Raw genomic sequence first — 22,591 nt, 5'->3', positions numbered from 1 at the left:
CGCGCGGCCCGCGTAGGAATCCGTCCCGAATGCACGCCCACGGAGGCTGACCCGGGAGCCCCCGGGTCGATGGGGGCGAGCTAGATTTCAGCGCCCTCGACCAGGAAGCGCACGCGGCGCACACCCTGCCATTCGTCGGCATCGAGCCTGAAGGCGAGCTTCACGCGTGCGGGCAGCGGCTCGGTGTGGCCGAACCAGATGCCGTCGACCGGCTGCCCCTGGTGCCGCAGCTTGAGCGCCAGGTGTTTCTCGCCCACGAGGCGCTGCGACACCACCTCGACTTCCTCGCTGAAGGTGGGCGGTGCAAAGCCCTGGCCCCACACTTCGCGGTGCAGCGTGTCGACCAGGTCGATGCGCATGTACTCGCGCGCGATCGGGCCATCCGTTTCGATCTGGCGCGTGAGCGCGGAGGCGGCCAGCCATTCGTGCGCGACCTCGGCCAGCGCGCGCTCGAACACCTCGAACTTCTCGCGCGCCACGGTGCAGCCGGCGGCCATGGCATGGCCGCCGAAGCGCAGCAGCACGCCCGGATGGCGCTTGGCCACGAGGTCGAGCGCATCGCGCAGATGGAAGCCCGGAATCGACCGGCCCGAGCCCTTGAGCTCGTGCTCCTTGCCGGGTGCGCCGCTGGCGGCAAACACGAAGGTCGGGCGGTGGAAGCGGTCCTTGATGCGCGAGGCGACGATGCCGACCACGCCTTCGTGGAAGTCGGCATCGAACACGCTGATGGCCGCGGGCGGCGCCTCGCTGCCGTCGGCCGTGGCGCCGAACAGCGATTCTGCGAGCAGCAGCGCCTGGTCGCGCATGCCGCCCTCGATGTCGCGCCGCTCGCGGTTGATGCCGTCGAGCAGGCGCGCGAGCTCGTCGGCGCGGCCCGCATCGTCGGTCAGCAGGCATTCGATGCCCAGCGTCATGTCGGCGAGCCGGCCGGCCGCGTTGATGCGCGGGCCGAGCGCAAAGCCGAAGTCGAAGGTGGTGGCCACCGCGGCGTTGCGCCCCGCGGCCTTGAACAGCGCCGCGATGCCCGCGGGCAGCGCGCCGGCGCGGATGCGCCGCAGGCCCTGCGCCACCAGGCGGCGGTTGTTGGCGTCGAGCTTCACCACGTCGGCCACGGTGCCGAGCGCGACCAGCGGGAGCAGCACGTCGAGCTTGGGCTGCGCGGCCGCGGTGAAGACGCCGCGCGCGCGCAGTTCGGAGCGCAGCGCCAGCAGCACGTAGAACATCACGCCGACGCCGGCGATGCTCTTGCTCTCGAAGCCGCAGCCCGGCTGGTTGGGGTTCACCAGCACGTCGGCGGCCGGCAGCTCGGGGCCGGGCAGGTGGTGGTCGGTGACCAGCACCTGCAGGCCGCGCGCCTTGGCGGCGGCCACGCCCTCGACGCTGGCGATGCCGTTGTCGACGGTGATCAGCATGTCGGCGCCGCTCGCGGCCACGCGCTCGGCAATCGGCGGCGTGAGGCCGTAGCCGTCGACCACGCGGTCGGGCACCAGGTAGCTCACGTTCTTCGCGCCGAGCAGGCGCAGGCCGCGCACCGCGACGGCGCAGGCGGTGGCGCCGTCGCAGTCGTAGTCGGCCACGATGCACAGGCGCTTGTCCTGCGCCATCGCGTCGGCCAGCAGCACCGCAGCCTCGCGCGTGCCGTGCAGCGTGTCGGGCGGCAGCAGGCGTGCCAGGCCGTCGTCGAGTTCGTCCTTGGCCAGCACGCCGCGTGCGGCGAACAGGCGGGCCAGCAGCGGATGCACGCCGGCCTGTTCGAGCGCCCAGACCGTGCGGGGCGGAATTTCGCGGGCAATGATCTTCACAGGACCTCCAGCACGCTGGCGGCGCGCGGCCGGTCGAACAGACTCCGGGCCCAGCCCTTCAGCCCCCGCGGCTGCACCGCATAGCGCTGCGCGGCGCGGTCGCCGCACAGCGTGAGCGTGATGTCGGCACCTGCGGTGCAGTCGGCCAGCAGACCGGCGATGGTGCTTGCGTCCAGCGCCTGCCAAGCCTCGGCCCAGCCCGCGCCGTCGTCGCGCAGTGCCGCCACGCGCAGCGCGTCGCTCACGGTCGGCGCGGCGGTGTCGCCCGGTGGAACGCCAGGCTCCAGGGCGCCAGTGCCGCTGAGCCAGAAGGAGTTGATCGGCGGCACGCCGCGCGCGGCGCGATCGTCGTTCACGTGCTGGGTGTAGAGCAGCATCTGCATCTCGTTCTGGAGACGGCGCAGCGGCCGCGCGGCTTCGGCCAGCGGCGACCATTGCGAGATCGGATGGCCCACCGCGCGGTCGATGGAGGCCGTGGCGAGGCCCTCGAAGATGTGCGCGCGCGCGAGCCAGCGGCCGGGTGTGGGGGAAGGGTGCAGCGCGATGCCGTCTTCCTCGAAGAAGGGATGGGCGGCGGCCAGCAGCGCGGCCGATTCGGCGGCGTCGATCTCGATCGCGGCCGGGTCGCCGAGCACCACGTCATCGATGCCCACCTGCCAGTTGCACAGCGAGACCAGGCCCCAGCCTTCGCTGTCCCCGGGTTCGGCGATGCCGGCCTGACGGGCTTCCAGCGCGGCCCAGGGAATGCAGCCATCGGGTGCGGAAATGCCCATCGCCCGGGCCAGCGCCCGTTCATGGGGCGGCGAGCGCGTGCTTTCGTCCTGCGTATCGGCCTCGGCGAGCGAGAGCCGCGAGAGCAGCGCTTCGAGATTGGGCAGCCGGAGCGCGGGCAGTGCCGCGCGGCACGCCGGGGAACCGCGGCCGGCAAAGGGGATCAACAAGTGACGTGGGGAAGGTTCGGCCATTCCCCCTATTGTCCGGGATGCCACAATCCCGGCATGAAACGCCGCCCGAAGCGCGTTGGGAATAACTGATAAATATGCGACTTCCTTATGAACTGAAGCTCGGCTGGCGCTACACGCGTGCAGGCCGGGCGACGCGGCGCAATGGCTTCATCTCCTTCATCTCCGGCGTGTCGATGCTCGGCATCGCACTGGGGGTGGCGGCGCTGATCATCGTGCTCAGTGTGATGAACGGCTTCCAGAAGGAGGTGCGCGACCGCATGCTCGGCGTGGTGTCGCACATCGAAATCCTGTCGCGCGACGGCCAGGCGCTGCCCGACATCGACGCCATCACGGCCGCCGCCCGCAAGAACCCCGAGGTGATCGGCGCGGCGCCCTTCATTGCCACGCAGGCGCTCATTGCGCGCGGCGAGGACATGAAGGGCACGTTGGTGCGCGGCATCGTGCCCAAGCTCGAACCCGAGGTGACCGACATCGCCACCACGGCGCAGAAGGGCACGCTCGACAAGCTGGTGCCGGGCGAGTTCGGCATCGTGCTCGGCGGCGAGCTGGCGCGCTCGCTGTTCGTGCAGCCGGGCGACCAGGTCACGCTGGTGGCGCCGGGCGGCCAGGTCACGCCGGCCGGCGTGGTGCCGCGGCTCAAGCAGTTCACCGTGGTGGGCACCTTCGATTCGGGCCACTACGAATACGACTCGGCGCTGGCCATGATTCATGCGGAAGACGCCCAGCGCGTGTTCCGGCTCGAAGGCCCGACCGGCATCCGCATCAAGCTCAAGGACCTGAACGAGGCGCGCGAAGTGGCCGACCAGATGGCCGTCACGCTGCCGGGCCAGTTCCTCATCCGCGACTGGACGCGCCAGAACAAGACCTGGTTCGCGGCCGTGCAGGTCGAGAAACGCATGATGTTCATCATCCTCACGCTCATCGTGGCGGTGGCGGCCTTCAACCTGGTGTCCACGCTGGTCATGACGGTGACCGACAAGCGCGCGGACATCGCCATCTTGCGCACGCTGGGCAGTTCGCCGCGCAGCATCATGGGCATCTTCGTGGTGCAGGGGGCGATGGTCGGCGTGATCGGCACGGTGGCCGGGCTGCTGCTGGGGCTGGGCATTGCCTACAACATCGACGTGATCGTGCCGGCGCTCGAGCAGCTCTTCCATGCGAGCTTCCTGCCCAAGGACATCTACCTGATCAGCAAGATGCCGAGCGATCCGCAGCGCAGCGACATCATGCCGATCGCGATCATTTCGCTGGTCCTGGCTTTTCTTGCAACGCTGTATCCCAGCTGGCGCGCGAGCCGCGTCAATCCCGCCGAGGCCCTGCGCTATGAGTGAACGACAAGAGACCGCCGCGCCAGGCAATGGCGTGGTGCTGAAGGCGCGCGGCCTCACCAAGCGCTTTCACGAAGGGCGCATCGACCTCACGGTGCTGCACGGCGTCGACCTGGACGTGCGCGCCGGGGAAACGCTGGCCATTGTCGGCGCTTCGGGCTCGGGCAAGAGCACGCTGCTGCACCTGATGGGCGGGCTCGATGCGCCGACCGCCGGCAAGGTCGAACTGCTCGGCAAGGACATCGCGCATGCCGACGCGGCCGAGCAGGGGCGGCTGCGCAACAAGCACCTGGGCTTCGTCTACCAGTTCCATCACCTGCTGCCCGAGTTCAGCGCGCTCGACAACGTGGCGATGCCGCTCAAGATCCGGCGCATGGATTCCGCACCGGCGGCGGCGGCGGCCACGAAGATCCTCGAAAGCGTGGGCCTGGGCGAGCGCCTGCATCACCGGCCGGCCGAGCTTTCGGGCGGCGAGCGCCAGCGCGTGGCCATTGCGCGTGCGCTGGTCACGCAGCCGGCCTGCGTGCTGGCCGACGAGCCCACGGGCAACCTCGACCGCAGCACGGCGGACACGGTGTTCGCGCTGATGATCGAGCTCGCGCACAGGCACCGCACGGCCTTCGTGATGGTCACGCACGACCAGGAGCTCGCGAAGCGCTGCGACCGCGTGCTGCAGCTGGTGGCGGGGCGATTGGCGGGCTGATTCGCCGATGCCGCTTGCCACGGCGCATGCAATGTCGCGAAACTGTCCGCCTGCGCGGCACGAGGCCGTGCAATCACAGGAGCGCTTCTTCATCATGGAAACCGACGACGACACCCCACCCGCGGCCACCGCCGAGCCGCGCAATTCGTACCTCGAAGAAAAAGCCTTCAAGTCGCGCACGCTGCTGATCTTCGGCAGCATCACCGATTCGGTGGCCGCCGACGTGACGCGCAGGCTCATCGCCCTGGACGCCGACAGCGCCGACAAACCCATCGACATCCTGGTGAGCTCGCCCGGCGGCCACCTGGAGTCGGGCGATGCCATTCACGACATCGTTCGCTTCATCTCCGCGCCGGTGAACATGATCGGCACCGGATGGGTGGGCAGCGCCGCCACGCACCTGTACCTGGCGGTGCCGCGCGAGCGGCGCGTGTGCCTGCCGAACACGCGCTTCCTGATCCACCAGCCCAGCGGCGGCGCGGGCGGGCAGGCGACCGACATCGCGATCCAGGCGCAGGAAATCATCAAGGCCCGGCACCGCATTGCGCACGAGATTGCGCGGGAAACCGGCAAGCCCATCGACGTGGTGCTGGCCGACATCGAGCGCGACCGCTGGCTCTCGGCCGCGGAGGCGGTCGAATACGGGCTGGTCTCGCGCATCATCCAGCGCAAGACCGAGCTGCTGTAGCAGCCGCCGGGGCTGGTTACTTGGGCTTGTAGGCCACGACGTCGATCTCGACCTTGGCGTCGACCATCAGGCGCGCCTCGGTGGTCGAGCGCGCCGGCTTGTTTTCACCGAAGTAGCTCATGTAGATGCGGTTGAAGGCACCAAAGTCGCGCGCGTCCTGCAGCCAGACGGTGCTCTTGCACACGTCGTCGAGCGTGGCGCCGGCCAGCGCGAGCACCTTCTTCAGGTTTTCCATCACCTGGCGCGTTTGCGCCTCGATGCCGCCCACCACGATCTCGCCTTCGGCATTGGCCGGCACCTGGCCCGACACATAGACGAAATCGCCGGCGCGCACGGCCGGGGAGAAGGGGCGGGCCTGGCGGTCCGAGGCGACGGGCGGGGCGCCGAGGTATTCGAGCGGCATGGGAGGACTCCTGAAAAGAATGAAGAAAAGAGGGATCGCAAGTATCGATCCAATCTGAAAATTTGTTTCAGAAAAACCCACAAACAAGGGTTAACACGGATGATTTGGCATGGATAGTGCTTCAAAGTTCGGGCCGAAAAGAAAATTTCTTTCACAATCTGCCAGCCCCACGAAGGAGTTCTCCATGTCCCAAGCCGGTCTTGTCCAGCGCCTGCCGAAGCTGTCGAAGCGCAGCCTGCTGGGTGCCTCCCTGCTCGCCATGCTGTGTGCCGCGTTGCCTTCGCAGCCCGCGCATGCCCAGGGGCCGCGCAACTTTGCCACGCTGGCCATGGTGGCCGAACCGCAGACGCTCGACCCGATGGCGTCCACGGCCGACCTGGTCGGAACCATCATGCAGCACGTGTACGAGACGCTCTACACCTTCGATGCCAAGTGGAACGTGGTGCCGATGCTGGCCGAGAGCAGCCCCAAGATCTCGGCCGACGGCAAGACCTACGCGATCACGCTGCGCAAGGGCGTGATGCTGCACAACGGCCGCGAACTCAACGCCGACGACGTGGTGGCCAGCCTGCAGCGCTGGATGGACCAGTCGCCGCGCGGCAAGGCCGTGGGCAAGGAGATCGAGAGCCTCAAGGCCAAGGGCCCGCTGGGCGTGGAGATCGTGCTGAAGGCGCCGTATGCGCCGCTCCTCTCGCAGCTGGCGCTGCCCAGCGGCATGGCCGCGATCATGGCGAAGGATTCCATCGCTTCGCCGCTGAAGGATTTCGTCGGCACCGGCCCCTACAAGTTCAAGGAACGCCGCCCCGACCAGTTCGTGCTGCTCACGCGCTTCGACAAGTACACGGCGCGCAAGGAACCCGCGAGCGGCTACGGCGGCAAGCGCGAAGCGGCCATCGAGGAGCTGCGCTTCGTGCCGGTGCCCAATGCCAGCACGCGCGTGGAAGGCGCACTGGCCGGCCAATACGACTTTGCCGACCTGCTGCCGGTCGAAGCGCTGCCGCGGCTGGAGAAGTCGGGCGGCAAGACCGTGCCGATCATGACGCCGTCGTTCGGCTTCCCGTACCTCGTGCTCAACACCAAGGAAGGCGTGGCTTCCAGCCAGGCCGTGCGCCAGGCGATCCAGTCCGCGCTCGGCGAAGGCGAGATGCTCGCCGCGGGCTTTGGCGACACGCGCTTCTTCGTGGCCGAGGGCAACCACTTTCCCAAGGGCTCGCCGTTCTATTCGACCGCCGGCACCACGCTCTACAACGAGCGCAATGCCGCCAAGGCCAAGGAGGCCGCGGCCAAGGCCGGCTACAAAGGCGAGCCGATCCGTGTGCTCACCAGCCGCCAGTACGACTTCCACTACAACATGTCGCTCCTGATGGCCGAGCAGCTCAAGCGCGCCGGCTTCAAGGTCGACCTGAACGTGGTCGACTGGGCCACGCTGGTGCAGCGCCGCAACGACCCGAAGCTGTGGGACATCTACGTGACCCACTCCGGCCAGTTCCCCGAGCCGATGCTCTCGCCGCCGCAACTCGGCGACGGCGCCCCCGGCTGGTGGGATTCGCCCGCCAAGAAGTCGGCGCTGCAGGCCTTCAATGTCGAGAGTGATCCGGCCAGGCGCGGCGCGCTGTGGGGCAAGGTGCAGCAGGTGGTCTACGAAGAAGTGCCGTACATCAACGTCGGCAAGTTCAACGGCCTCTCGGCCAAGAGCCCGGCGCTGGACAACTACCAGCCCGCGACCTGGCCGTTCTTCTGGAACGCAAAAATCAAGTAAACCCTCGCGGCGCCATCCCCACATGTTTCGCTACCTCGCTTCCCGCGCCGCCGGCATGCTCGTCGTGCTCGCGATCGTGGCGGTGCTCGTCTTCGTGCTCACGCGCGCGGCCTCGGGCGACCCGGTCTCGGTGCTGCTGGGCGACCAGGCGACGGCCGCCGACATCGCGCGCGTACAGAAGGAATACGGCCTCGACAAGCCGCTACCCCTGCAGTTCGGCTACTGGCTGCGCGAAGTGCTGCAGGGCAACCTCGGCACCTCGATCTTCCTGCAGCGGCCGGTGACGCAGGCGCTGTGGGAGCGTGCCGAGCCCACCACATTGCTCGCGCTGATGGCCGTGGCCATCGCGGCGCTGATCGGCGTGCCGTGCGGCATCGTCTCGGCGGTGTTCCGCGGGCGCGTGGTCGACCAGCTCTTCACCGGCATCGCGATGCTCGGCGCGAGCATTCCGAGCTTCTGGCTCGGCATCGTGCTGATACAGATCTTTGCCGTGTCCTTCGGCTGGTTTCCTGTCTCGGGCTACGGCGCGCCCGATGCGCCATTCGCCGAGCGGCTGCATGCGCTGGTGCTGCCGGCCACGGTGCTGGGCCTCTTGAACTCGGCGCTCATCATCCGCTTCACGCGCGCCTCGATGCTCGACGTGCTCGGCGAAGACTATGTGCGCACCGCGCGCTCCAAGGGCCTGAGCGAGAGCACCGTCGTGCTCAAGCATGCCCTGCGCAATGCGCTGGTGCCCATCGTCACGGTGATCGGCCTCACGGTCGCGCTGATGATCGGCGGCGCCGTCATCACGGAGACGGTGTTCGGGCTGCCCGGTGTCGGCAACCTGGTGGTGAGCGCGGTGCTGCGGCGCGACTATCCGGTGATCCAGGGCGCGCTGCTCGTGATTGCGGCGATCTACGTGCTGATCAACTTCTCGATCGATCTGCTCTACGCCGTCGTCGATCCGCGCGTGAAAGTCTGAGAGAACACAATGCAAATGCCCCGAATGCTCCGCCAGCTGATGCATCGCCGCATCGTGATGGTTTCCGCGCTGGTGCTGCTGGTCATTGCGGTGCTTGCCATCGGCGCGCCGCTGTTCGCCTCCATCGACCCCAACGACACGGCCGTGCTGCAGCGCCTGAAGGGGCCGAGTGCCGAGCACCTGCTGGGCACCGACGAGCTCGGCCGCGACATGTATTCGCGCATCGTGCACGGCGCGCGCTATTCGCTCGCCATCGCGGCGCTCACTGCGCTGGGCGCGGTGGTCGCGGGCACGGTGCTGGGCCTCGCGGCCGGCTTCTTCCGACGGCTCGACGCGCCGCTGATGCGCGTGGTCGACGCGATGATGTCCTTCCCCGACATCCTGCTGGCCATTGCCCTGGTGGCCATCTTGGGACCTTCGCTGATGAACACCGTGCTCGCATTGGTGCTGGTCTACACGCCGCGCGTGGCGCGGGTGGTGCGGGCCTCGACGCTGGTGGTGCGCGAGCTGCTGTTTGTCGAGGCGGTGCGCGCGCTGGGCGTGCGTACCTCGCGCATCCTGTGGCGCCACATTCTGCCCAACCTGATGTCGCCGATCCTCGTGCAGGTGTCGTTCATCTTCGCCTACGCCATCCTGGCCGAGGCGGGGCTGTCGTTCCTCGGCGTCGGCGTCCCGCCCGAGATTCCGACCTGGGGCACCATGGTCGCCGGCAGCCAGCAGTACGCGCACCAGGCCTTCTGGGTGGTGCTGTTCCCGGGGCTCGCGATCATCTTCACCGCGCTTTCGCTGCAGTTGCTGGGCGACGGCGTGCGCGACCTGCTCGACCCCAAGCTCAAGAAGACCCTGTGATGACGAACGCCACGAACACCCCGCGTCTCACGGTCAGCAACCTGAGCACCAGCTTTCCCACCGAGGACGGCCTGATCCGTTCGGTGGCCGATGTGAGCTTCTCGATCCAGCCCGGCAAGACCACGGCGCTGGTCGGCGAATCGGGCTCGGGCAAGTCGGTCACCAGCCTCACGCTGATGCGCCTCTTGCCCAAGACCGCGAACGCGCAGGTCAGCGGCTCGGCCTCTTTCGTGACCCGCGAGGGCAAGACGCTCGACCTGCTGCAGATCGGCGAACGCGAGATGCGCAGCCTGCGCGGCAACCAGCTGTCGATGATCTTCCAGGAGCCGATGACCAGCCTGAACCCGGTCTTCACCATCGGCGAGCAGATTGCCGAGAGCGTACGGCTGCACAAGGGCCTGGACCGCAAGGCGGCCATGGCCCATGCGCTGCGCATGCTGGAGCTGGTGGAGATTCCGGCGGCTGCGCAGCGCATCCACGAGTACCCGCACCAGCTCTCGGGCGGCATGCGCCAGCGCGTGATGATCGCGCTGGCCATGGCCTGCGACCCGACGCTGCTGATTGCCGACGAGCCAACCACCGCGCTCGATGTCACCATCCAGGCGCAAATCCTCGATCTGATGCGCCGGCTGCAGGCCGAGACCGGCATGAGCATTCTCTTCATCACCCACAACCTCGGCGTGGTCGCGCACCATGCGGACGACGTGGTGGTGCTCTATGCGGGCCGCGTGGTCGAAAGCGCGCCCGTGCGGCCGCTGTTCGCGCAGCCCGAGCATCCGTACACGCAGGGCCTCCTGGCCTGCCTGCCGGGCAAGGCGCGGCTGCCGGGGCAGCCCAAGCCCAAGCGGCTGTTCGCGATCCGCGGCCAGGTGTCGAGCCCGCTCGCGCCGCCGCCGGGCTGCGCCTTCGAGCCGCGCTGCGACCATGCGCTGGCGGGTTGCAGGGAAGCGATCCCGCCGCTGATCGACATCCGCCAGGACCGCCAGGCGCGCTGCATTCGCGTGCAGCCGGATGCAACTCTCGCGAGAGCCGCATGAGCCGTGCGCTGTTGTCCCCGTCTTGCTCCCTCCCCTCCCGGGGGAGGGCCAGGGCGGGGGCACGCGGCCGCTCCATCGTTGCGACGGTCTCCACCGCCCAGAGCCCCCACCCCAACCCTCCCCCGGAAGGGGAGGGAGAAAGCCCACGATGACCACCGCCGCTCCCCTCATCGAAGTCCGCGGACTCAAGAAATACTTCGGCGCCAGCGATCGCCCGGTGCGCGCGGTCGACGACGTGTCTTTCGCGATCCAGCCCGGCGAAACGCTGGGCCTCGTCGGCGAATCGGGCTCGGGCAAGAGCACCATCGGCCGCACCGTGCTGCGCCTGGTCGAACGCACCGAGGGCCAGGTGCTCTACCGCGGCGACGACATCGGCGCGCTGTCGGGCGAGCGCATGCGCCGGCTGCGCAGCAAGCTGCAGATCATCTTTCAAGACCCGTATGCGAGCCTGAATCCGAAGATGCGCATCAGCGCGATCCTCGGCGAGGCGCTCTCCACGCACGGCCTGCACAAGGGCGCGGCCGCACGCGACAAGCGCATTGCCGAGCTGCTCGAAACCGTGGGCCTGCGCGCCGAGCATGCGAGCCGCTTTCCGCACGAGTTCTCGGGCGGCCAGCGCCAGCGCATCGGCGTGGCGCGCGCGCTCGCGGTCGAGCCCGAGTTCATCGTGGCCGACGAGCCGCTGTCGGCGCTCGACGTGTCGATCCAGTCGCAGGTCATCAACCTCTTGGCCGACCTGCGCGAGCGGCTCGGCCTCACCATGCTCTTCATCTCGCACGACCTCGACGTGGTCGAGTACCTGTGCGATCGCGTGGTGGTGCTGTACCTTGGCAAGGTGATGGAGGTGGCGACCACCGACGAGCTGTTCGCGCGGCCTTCGCACCCCTACACCCAGGCGCTGCTGGCCGCGAGCCCGAAGCCCGACCCCACGCTTGCCACCGAGCGTATCGCGCTCAAGGGCGACATCCCGAGCCCGATCTCGCCGCCCTCGGGCTGCGTGTTCCGCACCCGCTGCCCGCATGCCATCGAAGCCTGCGCACAGACCGTGCCGCCGCTCGACGAGATTTCCGCCGGACACTACAGCGCCTGCATCCGAAAAGAGCTGCTATCCAACATTGCCGCATGAACACCATGACCGACACCACCGCCGACCAGGATTTCAACGACCCGCTGCTGGGCAGCAGCTTCAAGGGCTACCCGCGTACCCAGCCGCCGCGCCGCCGCAGCGAAGTGGGCGCCGCGGGATGGAACGTGCTCGCGGGCGACCTGCCGCTGCCGCTGGCCGTGCTCAAGCGCGAGGCGCTCGAGCACAACCTGGCCTGGATGCAGTCGCGCGTGCGCGCATGGGGCATCGACCTGGCGCCGCACGGCAAGACCACCATGTCGCCGCAGCTCTTCCAGCGCCAGCTCGATGCCGGCGCCTGGGGCCTGACCTTCGCCACCGTCACGCAGCTGGCGGTCGGCGTGGCGGCCGGCGCGCGCCGCACGCTCATCGCCAACCAGGTGGTGAGCGACGAAGACCTGGCCGGCATCCAGCTGCTGCTGCAGGCGCACGTCGACCTGCGCGTGGTGTTCCTGGTCGATTCGCTGGCGCAGCTCGCATTGATCGAGGACTGGTCGAAGCGCCATCCCGAGAGCGTGCCCTTCGAGGTGATGCTCGAAATCGGCGTCGAGGGCGCACGCACCGGCTGCCGCACGCATGAAGAAGCCGTGGCGCTTGCCACGCGGCTGCGTGCCAGTGATGCGGTCAAGATTGTGGGCATCGAAACCTACGAAGGGCAGGGCGCCACAGGTTCCAGCGAAGCCGACACGGCCTACGCCAGCACGCTGATGGACCGCGTGGAAGCCATCGCGCGCCATTGCGACACGCAGCAATTGTTCGAGACCGACGAGGTGCTGGTTTCGGCCGGCGGCTCGGCCATCTTCGACCTGGTGGCCGGGCGCCTGAAGCCCGTGCTGGGTTCGCCGGTGCGCGGCCTGCTGCGCTCGGGCTGCTATGTGACGCACGACCATGGTTTCTACAAGCGCATGGTGAGCGCGGTGGACGAGCGCCTGGGCTGCGATTGCGGCGAGAGCCTGCGCCCCGCAATGGAAGTGTGGGCCACGGTGCAGTCGCGGCCCGAGCAGGGCCTGGCGATCCTGGCCGTGGGCAAGCGCGACATCTCCTTCGACCTGTCGATGCCGGTGCCCATTGCGCGCGCCGCACGCGGCATGCTCGAAGCGCAGGCCGTGCCCGCCGGCTGGAAGATCACCGCGCTCAACGACCAGCATGCCTACCTGCGCTGGGACGCCGCCGAGGAGGCGCAGGCGCCCGCCGTCGGCGACCGCGTCGGCCTCGGCATCTCGCACCCCTGCACCACCTTCGACAAATGGCACTGGATGCCGGTGGTCGAAGAAAACTACCGCGTGAGCGACGCCGTCGCCATGCATTTCTGAACCTGCCGCGATGACCCCTTCCCTGCTTCAGAAGATCGCGCAGGCCCGCGGCAGCGCGCCGGCCACGCGGCGCGCGATTCTCGACCTGATCCTCGAAGACCCCGACCGCGCGCTCGAAGAGAGTTTCGAGCAATTGGCCGAGCGCTCGCGCAGCTCGGTGCCCACCATCATGCGCACCTGCCGCGACCTCGGCTTTGCGGGGCTGCGCGAATTCAAGCTCGCGCTCGCGCAGGAGCTGGCGCTCGGCGGCTCGCCGCTGCACCGGCGCGTGAACATCGAGGATGCGGCCGACGAAGTCGTCGGCAAGATCGCGCGCAGCGCGGCGGCCTCGGTGTCGGGCGTGCGCGGGCAACTCGACATGCAGGTGCTCGAAGGCGCAGTGGCCGCCATCGCGGCCGCGCCGCACGTCGACCTGTACGGCGCGGGCGCCACCTCGTGGTTCATGGCCAACGACCTGCAGGCGCGGCTCTTCAGGCTCGGCCTCTCGGCCAATGCCTGGGCCGACTACCACCTGCAGCAGGTGGCGGGTGCAGCGCAGCGTCCGGGCGGCGTGGTCATCGCCATCTCGCACGTGGGCGGCATGCCTTCGCTGCTCGACGCGGTGGACATTGCGCGCGGGCAGGGCGCCAAGGTGGTCGCGCTCACGCGGCCCGGCACGGCCCTGGCGGCCAAGGCCGACTTCCTGCTGGGCCTCTCGGTGCCCGACGACGCCGTGATGCACGTGGGCATCGATGCCTACCTGACGCACCTCACCGCCATCGAGATCCTCACGGTGCTGGTGGCACAACGCCGCGGCGAGCCCGCGGTGCAGCGCCTGCAGCGCGCACGCGAGGCCTTTCAGCGCCACGGCATCGACGCCACCACGCATCCGCTGCAAAGCTGGGACGGCGGCGGCATCAACACGGGGGGCCGCGCATCGTGAGCGATCGACCGAAAGCCATCCTGCTCGAGGCCGGACTCGTGGTCGACGGCTCAGGCGGGCCTTCGTGGCCTGGCGATGTGCTGCTGCGGGGCGACCGCATCGTCGCGCTCGGCGAAGGGCTGCGCGGGCGGCTGCCCGAAGGCTTGGCGCTCGAAGACGTCGAGACCGTCGACTGCCGCTCCAAGGTGATTGCACCCGGCTTCATCGACGCGCATACGCACGACGACGCGATCGTGCTGCGCGATCCGCTGTGCCTGCCGAAGGTGTCGCAGGGCATCACCACCGTGGTGACGGGCAACTGCGGCATCTCGCTCGCGCCGTACCGCACGCCGCAATCGAAGCCGCCACTCACGCTGCTCGGCGCGGAATCGTTCAAGCATGCGACCATGGCCGAGTACCGCGCGGCCGTCGATGCCGTGCAGCCCGCGCTCAACGTGGCGGCGCTGGTGGGACACACCACCTTGCGCTTCGCGGCGATGGAAGCGCTCGACCGGCCCGCGAGCGGCGACGAGCTTGCGCGCATGGCGGCGCTGCTCGAGGGCTGCATGACCGAAGGCGCGCATGGGCTGTCTTCGGGGCTGTTCTACGAAGAAGCGTTTGCCGCGCCGGCCGAAGAAGTGACTGCGCTCGCGCGCGTCGTGGCAAGGCATGGCGGCGTCTACGCGACGCACCTGCGCAGCGAGATGCAGCAGATCATCGAGGCGCTGCACGAGGCGGGCGACACGGCCTTCAGTGCAGGCGTGCCGCTGGTCATTTCACACCACAAGTGCGCGGGTCCCGCCAACTGGGGCCGCACGAAGGAAACGCTGCCGTTGATCGAAGCGCTCGCGCAGCGGCAGAAGATCTCGATGGACGTGTACCCCTACGTGGCCGGCTCCACCGTGCTGCGCGAAGACCTGGTCGACGGCGTCATCGACGTGCTGCTGACCTGGTCCGACCCGCACCCCGAGATGACCGGCCGCCTGATCTCCGACATCGCGCGCGAGTGGGGGACGACCGAGCAGGAGGCCTGCCTGCGCCTGAAGCCCGGCGGTGCCTGCTATTTCCAGATGCAGGAAGAAGACGTGGAGCGTGTCATTGCGCACCCGCTCACCATGATCGGCAGCGACGGCCTGCCGCACGACCGCCATCCGCATCCGCGGCTGTGGGGCGCGTTCCCCCGCGTGTTCGCGCGCTACTGGCGCGAGCGCCGCCTGTTCACGCTCGAGCAGGCCGTGCACAAGATGACCGGCATGACCGCGCGCAACCTGCGCATTGCCGAGCGTGGTTTGCTGCGTGTGGGTGCGCTGGCCGACGTGGTGGTGTTCGACCCCGAGACCATCGCCGACACCGCCACCTACGACAAGCCGCATGGCGTGAGCCTGGGCGTGGAGCGGGTGTTCGTGAACGGGGTACTGGCGTATCGGGGCGGCCAGGGCGGATCGGCCAGCGTGCTTGCGCGCGCGGGGCGGATGCTGACGCGCGGCACATAGCAGGTGCTTGGCGGCGCGGCCGGTACGATGGGGTGCATGAACGCCATTCACCGCAAGCCCGTTCCGCTCGCCAAGGCCTACCGTCTCCTGAACCACGGCCCCACCGTCCTCGTGAGTGCCGTGCACGGCGGCCAGCGCAACATCATGGCCGCCGCCTGGGCGATGCCGCTGGATTTCGACCCGCCCAAGGTGGCCGTGGTGCTCGACAAGAGCACCTGGACGCGCGTGCTGCTCGAAGGCGCAGGCAGTTTCGCGCTGCAAGTGCCCACGCGGGCGCAGCTCGACCTGACTGATGCGCTGGGCAACAGCTCGGGCCGCGAGATCGTGGAGCGCGACGGGCACGACAAGTTCGCGGCCTATGGCCTGCAGACCTTCGAGGGCGTTGCGACCGAGGCGCCGCTGCTGGAAGGCTGCGCGGCCTGGCTCGAATGCCGCCTGCTGCCCGAGCCGCCGATCCAGCAGCGCTACGACCTGTTCCTGGGCGAGGTGATCGCGGCGCAGGCCGATGCGCGCGTGTTCGCCGATGGCCGATGGAACTTCACCGGGCACGACGAGCTGCGCACGCTGCACCACGTCGCGGGCGGCCACTTCATCGTCGATGGCGAGGCCGTGGACGCGAAGGCGCTGCCGCGCGAGCGCTAGCGTGCTGTCCCGCAAATAGATGCGCAGAGCGAAAGCTGCGCATTTCGTGCCAGGGCCGGTAGCCGCCGGGGTCGTTGGTCGAAACCCGAACCGAATCGATGCCGATGAAAGAATTAATCCGCGGCGTGCGGCGCTTCGATTTGTACGTGCTTTGTATGCATGCGCGCGGTCGTCCTTGCAATCGCGGAAGTTTTTCGCTCTACTGCGGTTGGCTGGCCCGCACCCCTCGCGATGCCCGCCGGTCGCGCGAAGGCCGGCCGGGCACGCATCGGGGCAATCCGTGCAGGCATGGGAGAACCACGAATGCCCCGAAGTTTCCTCGCCCACACCGCGGTGGGCCCTCGTCTGAAGTTTCGATCCGTCACGGGCCGTGAACGCATCTCGAACCTCTTCGAGTTCGCGGTGCGCCTGATCGGCGACAAGCCCGACGTGCCGGCCAAGAGCATGCTGGGCTCCGACTTGAGCATCGAAGTGGACCTTGCCACCGAAACGGGTGGTTCGGACAAGCGCCTCCTCAGCGGGCAGGTCACGCGCTTCTCTTACGTGGGCAAGGACGACGGCGACATGCACGTCTACGAAGCGGTGCTGCGCCCGTGGCTCTGGTACGCCACGCGCCGCTCGGACTTCAAGATATTCCAGTTCAAGACGGTGCCCGACATCCTGCAGGAGGTGCTCGCGCCCTACGGCTTCGGCATCGACAGCAAGCTCAATGGCAGCTACCGGCGCTGGGACTACTGCGTGCAGTACGGCGAGACCGACTTCAATTTCGCGAGCCGGCTCATGGAACAGGAGGGCATCTACTACCACTTCGCGCATGCGAAGGGCAGCCACCGGCTGGTGCTGTGCGATGGGCCGGCGTCGCATTCGCCGCTGCCCGCGGGGCCCATGGGCATCCCGTATCACGCGGGCGTGCTGGCGGCGCAGATCCTCGTGCAGGACTTCATCGACACCTGGCACCATGGCGAGGACATCGTCTCGGGCCACTTCGCCGCCGACGACTACGACTTCAGGAAGCCGCAGGCCGAGATCGACACCCTGCGCCAGCAGCCCGCGGGCCACAGCCGCGACAGCTACGAGGTGTACGACTGGCCGGGCGGCTACGACGAGATGGCCGACGGCGAGAACTATGCGCGCGTGCGCATCGAGCAGCAGGCCGCGCGGCGCGACCTGATCGAGGGCCGTGGCAACCTGCGGCACCTCGCGCCGGGCTACCTGTTCGATCTCTCGCGCCATCCGCGCGAGGAAGACAACCGGCGCTACCTGATCGAGGCCGTGACCGTCGATTTCCAGGAGAACGCGTTGCGCCCGGACGGCGCGGCCGGCGCGGCCTACGCCGAGGCCACCGGCAGCACTAGCTGGCAACAGACCTTCGAGGTGCTGCCCGACAGCACCGACTACCGCGCCGCGCGCACCACGCCCAAGCCGCGCACCACCGGCCCGCAGACCGCGGTGGTGGTGGGGCCCGCGGGCGAGGAGATCTACACCGACGAGTACGGCCGTATCAAGGTGCAGTTCCACTGGGACCGGTACGGCCGGATGGATGAGAACTCCTCCTGCTGGATCCGCGTGTCGCAGACCTGGGCCGGTAGCCAGTACGGCACCATGCACGTGCCGCGCATCGGCCAGGAGGTGATCGTCGACTTCCTCAACGGCGACCCCGATCATCCGATCGTCACAGGCCGCGTCTACAACGCGGCACAGATGCCGCCGTGGGAGCTGCCGGCCAACAAGACGCAGTCGGGCATCCTCACGCGCTCGTCGCAGGGCGGCACGGCGGGCGACGGCATGAGCGACTCGCCCGGCACCGCGAACGCGCTGCGCTTCGAGGACAAGGCCGGCGAGGAGCAGCTCTGGCTGCACGCGCAGAAGGATCAGCTCACCGAGGTCGAGCACGACGAGGACAAGTGGGTGGGCAACGATCGACGCAAGACCATCGACCGGGACGAGTTCAACACCATCCACCGCGACCGCACGGAGGTCGTCGACCGCAACGAGAAGATCGACGTCCACGGCTGGCGCACCGAGGAAGTCGACCTCGACGAGACCATCACCATCCACCAGAACCGCATCGAGCGGGTGGACCTCAACGAAACCATCTCCATTGGCCGCTTCAAGATGCAGACCGTGGGCATGGGCTACACGCAGAACGTGGGCATCTTCAAGATCATGTCGATCGGCGTGACCTACATGGAGAACATCGGCATGACCATGATGACCAACGTCGGCATCGATCAGACCCTGAACGTGGGCCAGACGCAGACGGTGCGCGTGGGCGACGTGCGCGACACGGTGGTGGGACGCAACGACACGCTCGCTGTGGGCGACACGCTCCGGATGCACGGCAAGAAGGTCGCGATCTCGGCCGACGACGAGATCACGCTGAGCTGCGGCGCCAGCACTGTCCGCATCACGGCGCAGCGGATCGATATCCTTTCGCCGCTCGACAAGCTCAACTGCTAGCCCCTGGACCGGGAGGATGAACCAATGAGCGGCAAACCAGCGGCGCGGATTTCCGACAGCGTCTCCGGCAGCAAGATCGTCAGCGGATCGGGCACGGTCATGATCGGCAGCCAGGGCGGTGTTGCCTGCTCGCAATGCCCGGGGGGCGTGGCCGTGGGCCATCCGGTGAGCCCGGCGCTCGGCGCGAAGCTGCTTATGGGCGCACCTGAACTCGACTTCGCGTTGCCCGGCGCGCTGGCGCTGACATGGCAGCGCCAGTACAGCAGCTACGTGAACGCCGAGCACGGCGCTCCCTGCAGTCCGCTGGGCTACGGCTGGAGCCTGCCCGGCACGATGCGCATCGAGGCCGGCGATGACGCCTGCCTGGTGATCACCGCGATGGGCCGCGTGATCTCCTTCGACGCCCTGCCGGAAGGCGGATCGGTCTACAGTCCGAGCGAGGACCTATGGCTGCTGCGCGGCGGCCCCGGCGCCGAGGCGGCCTGGACGCGCGAGCCGCGCTTCCGGCGCATTCCCCCCGAACTCGGCGCCGATCCACGCCGCATCGTGGTCACCAACGGCCAGGCGCAGACCTTCTGGGAGCTGGAATGCGCGGAGGGGCCGCACGCGGGCGGCGCGGACGCCGATACGGGCCCCGCGCGAGGCCCCTATCTGTTGCGTCACATGCAGGACCGCTTCGGCCGGCGCCAGAGCTTCCAGCGCGACGACTTCGGGCGCGTGGCCGGCATCGTCGACGGCGTGGGCCGCCACTACCGCCTGAGCTACCGTCAGGTGCGCTCGCCGACGGCGGCCGAGGGACTCTGGCGGGCCGACAGCGGCTGGCGGCTGACCGGCATCGAGCTGTCTGCGGACCCCCTGGCACCCGATGCCGCCGAGCCCGTCGCGCTGGTGCGCTATGGCTATTCGCCCGACGGCGACCTGTTGACCGTGTACGACCGCGCGGGCCGGCTGGTGCGCGAGTTTGCCTGGAAGCGGCACCTGATGGTGGGACATCGCCACCTCGGGGGACCGCGCCACGGCTACCGCTACGAGCACCTCGGGCCGGGCGCGAAGGTGGTGGAGCACTTCAACGAGGAAGGGCTGAGCTACCGCTTCGATTACGAAGGCACGTCCACCGGCCGGCAGACGCGCGTCACGGACAGCCTGCGGCGCGTCGAGCTCTACCGCTTCGAGGGCGAGGGCGGCCTGTCACGGCTGGTGGAGCACGTGCGCGCCGATGGCAGCCGGCTGGGCTACGCCTACGATGCGGCGGGGCGCCTCGTCGAGGCGACAGATCCGCTCGGCGCCGTCACGCGGCTGCGCTACGACGGACAGGGCCGTCCGCTTGGCAGCCAGGCGCCCGACGGCGGGCAGTCGCGGCTCGACTATGACGAGGCGACCGGACTCCTGGTGCAGGCCGTCGATGCGGCGGGCCGCGCGACCCGCATGGCGTACGACGAGTGGGGCCGGCTGACGCACATCACGCGCCCTGACGGACACGTCGAGCGCCGCGAGTACCCCTCGCCCGAAGCGGCTCCGCTGAACTGCGAGCACCCCACGCAGCTCGTCGACGCGAAGGGTGGCACCACGCAGCTCGCATGGAACGCCGCGGGCCAGCTGGTGCGCCGCACCGACTGCTCGGGCCGCAGCAGCGAGGCGCAGTTCAACGCGCGCGGCCTCCTTATCCGGCAGACCGATGCGCTCGGGCAGAGCACGCGCTACGAATACGACGCAGCCGGCAATCTCAACGCGGTGCACCACCCCGACGGCCACACCACGCGCTACCGCCGCGACGCCGCGGGTCGTGTCGTGCGCATCTCGTTCCGCGACGAAGGAGCGGACCAGGACATCGGCTTTGCGTACGACCTCTGGGGCCACGTCACGCGGCGCTGGCACCGCGGCCTGGAAGTGCGCTTCACCTACGACGAGGCCGGCCGGCTGGTGCGGCTGACCAACGAGAACGGGGCCGCGAGCCGCTTCGCATGGGACGCGATGGACCGGGCTGTGGAAGAGGAGGGCTTCGACGGCCGCCGGCAGGCCTTCCGCTACAACGCGGCCGGCCGGCTCGTCGAGGCCTCGGACGGCAGGGGCCGCGACGAGCTGTGCACGCGCTACGTGTGGGACGCGCTGGGCCGGCTCATCGAGATCCATGTGCCCGCCACCGCGCACAGTCCCGCGCGCCTCGAGCGTCTGCAGTGGAACGCCGCCGGCCAATTGACCGCCACGCGCAGCTACCTGCTGGGCGGGGACCTGCCGGAACGGCTGCAGGCCGAGGCGCTGATCGAGCGTGACCTCGCGGGCCACTTGGTGGCCGAGACGCAGCGCATCTACGCGCCCGAGAGTGCGGTCGCGGGCGAGGCGGCCGAGAGCGTTCTCGCATTCGAGCACACCATCTCGCACACGCTCGATCCGCTCGGCAACCGCGAGACCAGCCTGCTGCAGGACCTGGGCCGCCTCGACTACCTGATGTACGGATCGGGCCATGTGCACGGGCTGCTGCACAACGGCCGCGGCATCCTGGACGTCGAGCGCGACGGCCTGCACCGCGAGATCCGCCGCCGGCTGCTGCCGCCTTCGGGCGGCGGGACGCTGGAAGCGCATCGCCAGTGGGATGTGCTGGGACGCACGCAGAGCCTCGGCCTGGCCGGGCTGCAGCACTGGGAGGCGGCCGGCGAGGGCGTTCCGGCGCCGCTGGTCGGGCAGCTTGCGCAGCGCGACTACGCCTACGACGGCATGGGCCAACTGACGGCGATCCGCTCGCCCGGCGGCCACAGGCAGTTCCGCTACGACGCGGCGGGCCGGTTGGTGGGAGCGAGTGCCGGCCCTGCCGAACAGCGCTGGCGCTTCGACCCCGCGGGCAACCGCCTGCCCTCGCTGGACGACGCGCAACTGCAATCTGCGCTGGCCCGAAGCGACGACGGCTGGGCGGCCGAAGTCCGCAACCGATGGCGCGACCAGGACTTCGACCTGCTCGGCCGCGGGGACTTGACACCGCCTTCGGCCCGCTCGCTGGCGGACATCGTGCGCTGGCACGACAACCGCATCGGCCACGGCGACGACGCGGTGTTCGGCTACGACAGCCGCGGCAACCGCATCGAATCCATCGAGCGCGACGGCCGGCGCCTGCTGCTGCGCTACGACGGCGCCAATCGGCTGGTGGAGGCGCAGTCGAACGGTCCGGATGCGGCCGTCGTCAGCAGCTACATCTACGACGTCCACGGTCGGCGGCTCTGCAAGACGGTGAAGGAGCAGCCGCGTGGCCGCGGCCAGGCGATGCGCGAAAGCCGCACCTTCTACGGCTGGGACGGCGACCGCCTGGTGCATGTGGAGCACTGGAGTCCGGCGCGCGAGCGGCAGGTGGCCCATACGGTGTACGAGCCCGGCAGCTTCACGCCGATGGTGCAACTGAGCACCGGCGGCGCCGCCGCGCCTGCCGGGCTCGCGGCCCTTGCGGCGCAGGCTCGCGATCCGCGCATGCAGCAGGCGCTGCACGAGGCCTTCGATGCCCTGCCGCGGGACATGCGCGAGCGCATGGACGCGCAGGCCCGCAAGCTGCAGTGCGAGGGACTGCCTGCGGCGGCGAAGGCGCTCGACGCGGTGCCGCTCTCGGACGAGGCGCGGCCTGTCACCGTGCGCCACTATCACTGCGACCACCTCGGAACGCCGCAGGCGCTGACCGACGAGCAGGGCCGGCTCGTGTGGATGGCCCATTGCGATCCCTGGGGCCGGCTGCTGCAGGAATACAACCCGCACGGCATCAGCCAGCCCATTCGCCTGCCGGGCCAGCACCACGACGCGGAGACCGGGCTTTGCTACAACCGCCACCGCTACTACGACGCGAACCTGGGCAGCTACGTCAACCAGGACCCGATCGGGCTGGCGGGCGGCATCGCTCCCTTCGCCTACGCGCAGCAGAACCCGCTGCAGGTCGTCGATCCGATGGGGCTCTATGCCGATGCGGGCGCGCCCCTGCCGGGGCTCGGCGACGCGCCCGCACAGGACGGCACGCAGAACTGCCCCGACTGCGTGCAGGTGGCCGACGCCAAGAGCATCGCCGCGACCTGCCTGATCGGCATCTTCCTTATCTTCGGCTTGCCGACCGGCGGCCGGATCAACTTTCCGGCGCCGCCGCCGCGGCCCATCCGCGTGGAGCAGCAGCAGGAACCGAAGAAGTGCGTGTGA

Annotated in this window: 17 protein-coding genes; 14 read left to right on the top strand and 3 right to left on the bottom strand. The window is 69.1% G+C overall.

Annotated features, from left to right (window positions below; translation table 11 throughout):
* Positions 1-80: 80 nt before the first annotated feature.
* Positions 81-1,802 carry a single-stranded-DNA-specific exonuclease RecJ gene (gene recJ, locus L1081_RS14525; RefSeq protein WP_489412831.1) on the bottom strand — a complete coding sequence of 574 codons (1,722 nt, stop codon included), beginning with the start codon at positions 1,800-1,802 and terminating at the stop codon, positions 81-83.
* On the bottom strand, positions 1,799-2,767 hold the full coding sequence (locus L1081_RS14520) for a hypothetical protein (RefSeq protein ID WP_489412830.1): 969 nt from the start codon (positions 2,765-2,767) through the stop codon (positions 1,799-1,801). The genes recJ and L1081_RS14520 overlap by 4 nt, the downstream gene beginning before the upstream one ends.
* A 74-nt stretch (positions 2,768-2,841) precedes the next feature.
* Between L1081_RS14520 and L1081_RS14515 the strand changes: the two genes are divergently transcribed.
* The 3 genes from L1081_RS14515 (at position 2,842) to L1081_RS14505 (ending at position 5,486) form a co-directional block, all read left to right on the top strand.
* Positions 2,842-4,098, top strand: a complete 1,257-nt coding sequence (locus tag L1081_RS14515; RefSeq protein WP_021005926.1) for a lipoprotein-releasing ABC transporter permease subunit — start codon at positions 2,842-2,844, stop codon at positions 4,096-4,098.
* Entirely contained in the window at positions 4,091-4,798 is a 708-nt protein-coding gene (lolD, locus tag L1081_RS14510; protein ID WP_489412829.1) for a lipoprotein-releasing ABC transporter ATP-binding protein LolD, read from the top strand. Before L1081_RS14515 ends, lolD begins: the two co-directional genes overlap by 8 nt.
* Before the next feature lie 94 nt (positions 4,799-4,892).
* Positions 4,893-5,486: an ATP-dependent Clp protease proteolytic subunit gene (locus tag L1081_RS14505; RefSeq protein ID WP_489416784.1), complete on the top strand. Its 594-nt coding sequence runs from the start codon at positions 4,893-4,895 to the stop codon at positions 5,484-5,486.
* A 16-nt stretch (positions 5,487-5,502) separates the two neighbouring features.
* Here the strand turns inward: L1081_RS14505 and L1081_RS14500 are convergent, their stop codons facing one another.
* Positions 5,503-5,889: a RidA family protein gene (locus L1081_RS14500; RefSeq protein WP_489412828.1), complete on the bottom strand. Its 387-nt coding sequence runs from the start codon at positions 5,887-5,889 to the stop codon at positions 5,503-5,505.
* 184 nt (positions 5,890-6,073) lie between these two features.
* Here L1081_RS14500 and L1081_RS14495 point away from each other — a divergent pair, with 184 nt between their 5' ends.
* The 11 genes from L1081_RS14495 to L1081_RS14445 all read left to right on the top strand — a co-directional run bounded on the left by L1081_RS14495 (position 6,074) and on the right by L1081_RS14445 (position 22,591).
* Positions 6,074-7,648, top strand: coding sequence for an ABC transporter substrate-binding protein (locus L1081_RS14495; RefSeq protein ID WP_489412827.1), 1,575 nt, complete (start codon positions 6,074-6,076; stop codon positions 7,646-7,648).
* A 22-nt stretch (positions 7,649-7,670) separates the two neighbouring features.
* Entirely contained in the window at positions 7,671-8,612 is a 942-nt protein-coding gene (locus tag L1081_RS14490; protein WP_489412826.1) for an ABC transporter permease, read from the top strand.
* 9 nt (positions 8,613-8,621) lie between these two features.
* Entirely contained in the window at positions 8,622-9,461 is an 840-nt protein-coding gene (locus L1081_RS14485; protein WP_489412825.1) for an ABC transporter permease subunit, read from the top strand.
* Positions 9,461-10,498: an oligopeptide/dipeptide ABC transporter ATP-binding protein gene (locus L1081_RS14480; RefSeq protein ID WP_489412824.1), complete on the top strand. Its 1,038-nt coding sequence runs from the start codon at positions 9,461-9,463 to the stop codon at positions 10,496-10,498. The genes L1081_RS14485 and L1081_RS14480 overlap by 1 nt, the downstream gene beginning before the upstream one ends.
* Before the next feature lie 148 nt (positions 10,499-10,646).
* Complete coding sequence (locus L1081_RS14475) at positions 10,647-11,624, top strand: ABC transporter ATP-binding protein (protein WP_012746367.1); 978 nt, start codon at positions 10,647-10,649, stop codon at positions 11,622-11,624.
* Positions 11,621-12,934 carry an alanine racemase gene (locus L1081_RS14470; RefSeq protein ID WP_489412823.1) on the top strand — a complete coding sequence of 438 codons (1,314 nt, stop codon included), beginning with the start codon at positions 11,621-11,623 and terminating at the stop codon, positions 12,932-12,934. Before L1081_RS14475 ends, L1081_RS14470 begins: the two co-directional genes overlap by 4 nt.
* A 10-nt stretch (positions 12,935-12,944) precedes the next feature.
* Positions 12,945-13,856, top strand: coding sequence for a MurR/RpiR family transcriptional regulator (locus L1081_RS14465; protein ID WP_319441078.1), 912 nt, complete (start codon positions 12,945-12,947; stop codon positions 13,854-13,856).
* On the top strand, positions 13,853-15,328 hold the full coding sequence (locus L1081_RS14460; protein WP_489412822.1) for an amidohydrolase family protein: 1,476 nt from the start codon (positions 13,853-13,855) through the stop codon (positions 15,326-15,328). Before L1081_RS14465 ends, L1081_RS14460 begins: the two co-directional genes overlap by 4 nt.
* Positions 15,329-15,364: 36 nt before the next feature.
* Positions 15,365-15,970, top strand: coding sequence for a flavin reductase (locus L1081_RS14455; protein WP_489412821.1), 606 nt, complete (start codon positions 15,365-15,367; stop codon positions 15,968-15,970).
* A gap of 303 nt (positions 15,971-16,273) precedes the next feature.
* Positions 16,274-18,430 (top strand): type VI secretion system tip protein TssI/VgrG, encoded by a 2,157-nt coding sequence (gene tssI / locus L1081_RS14450; protein ID WP_489412820.1) that lies wholly within the window; start codon positions 16,274-16,276, stop codon positions 18,428-18,430.
* 24 nt (positions 18,431-18,454) lie between these two features.
* On the top strand, positions 18,455-22,591 hold the full coding sequence (locus L1081_RS14445) for an RHS repeat-associated core domain-containing protein (protein ID WP_489412819.1): 4,137 nt from the start codon (positions 18,455-18,457) through the stop codon (positions 22,589-22,591).

Origin of the sequence: Variovorax sp. MSC1_012, from assembly GCF_023667525.1 — a bacterium.
Classification (GTDB): Bacteria; Pseudomonadota; Gammaproteobacteria; order Burkholderiales; family Burkholderiaceae_C; genus Variovorax; species Variovorax beijingensis_B.
This window is presented reverse-complemented; position numbering and strand designations above follow the sequence as displayed.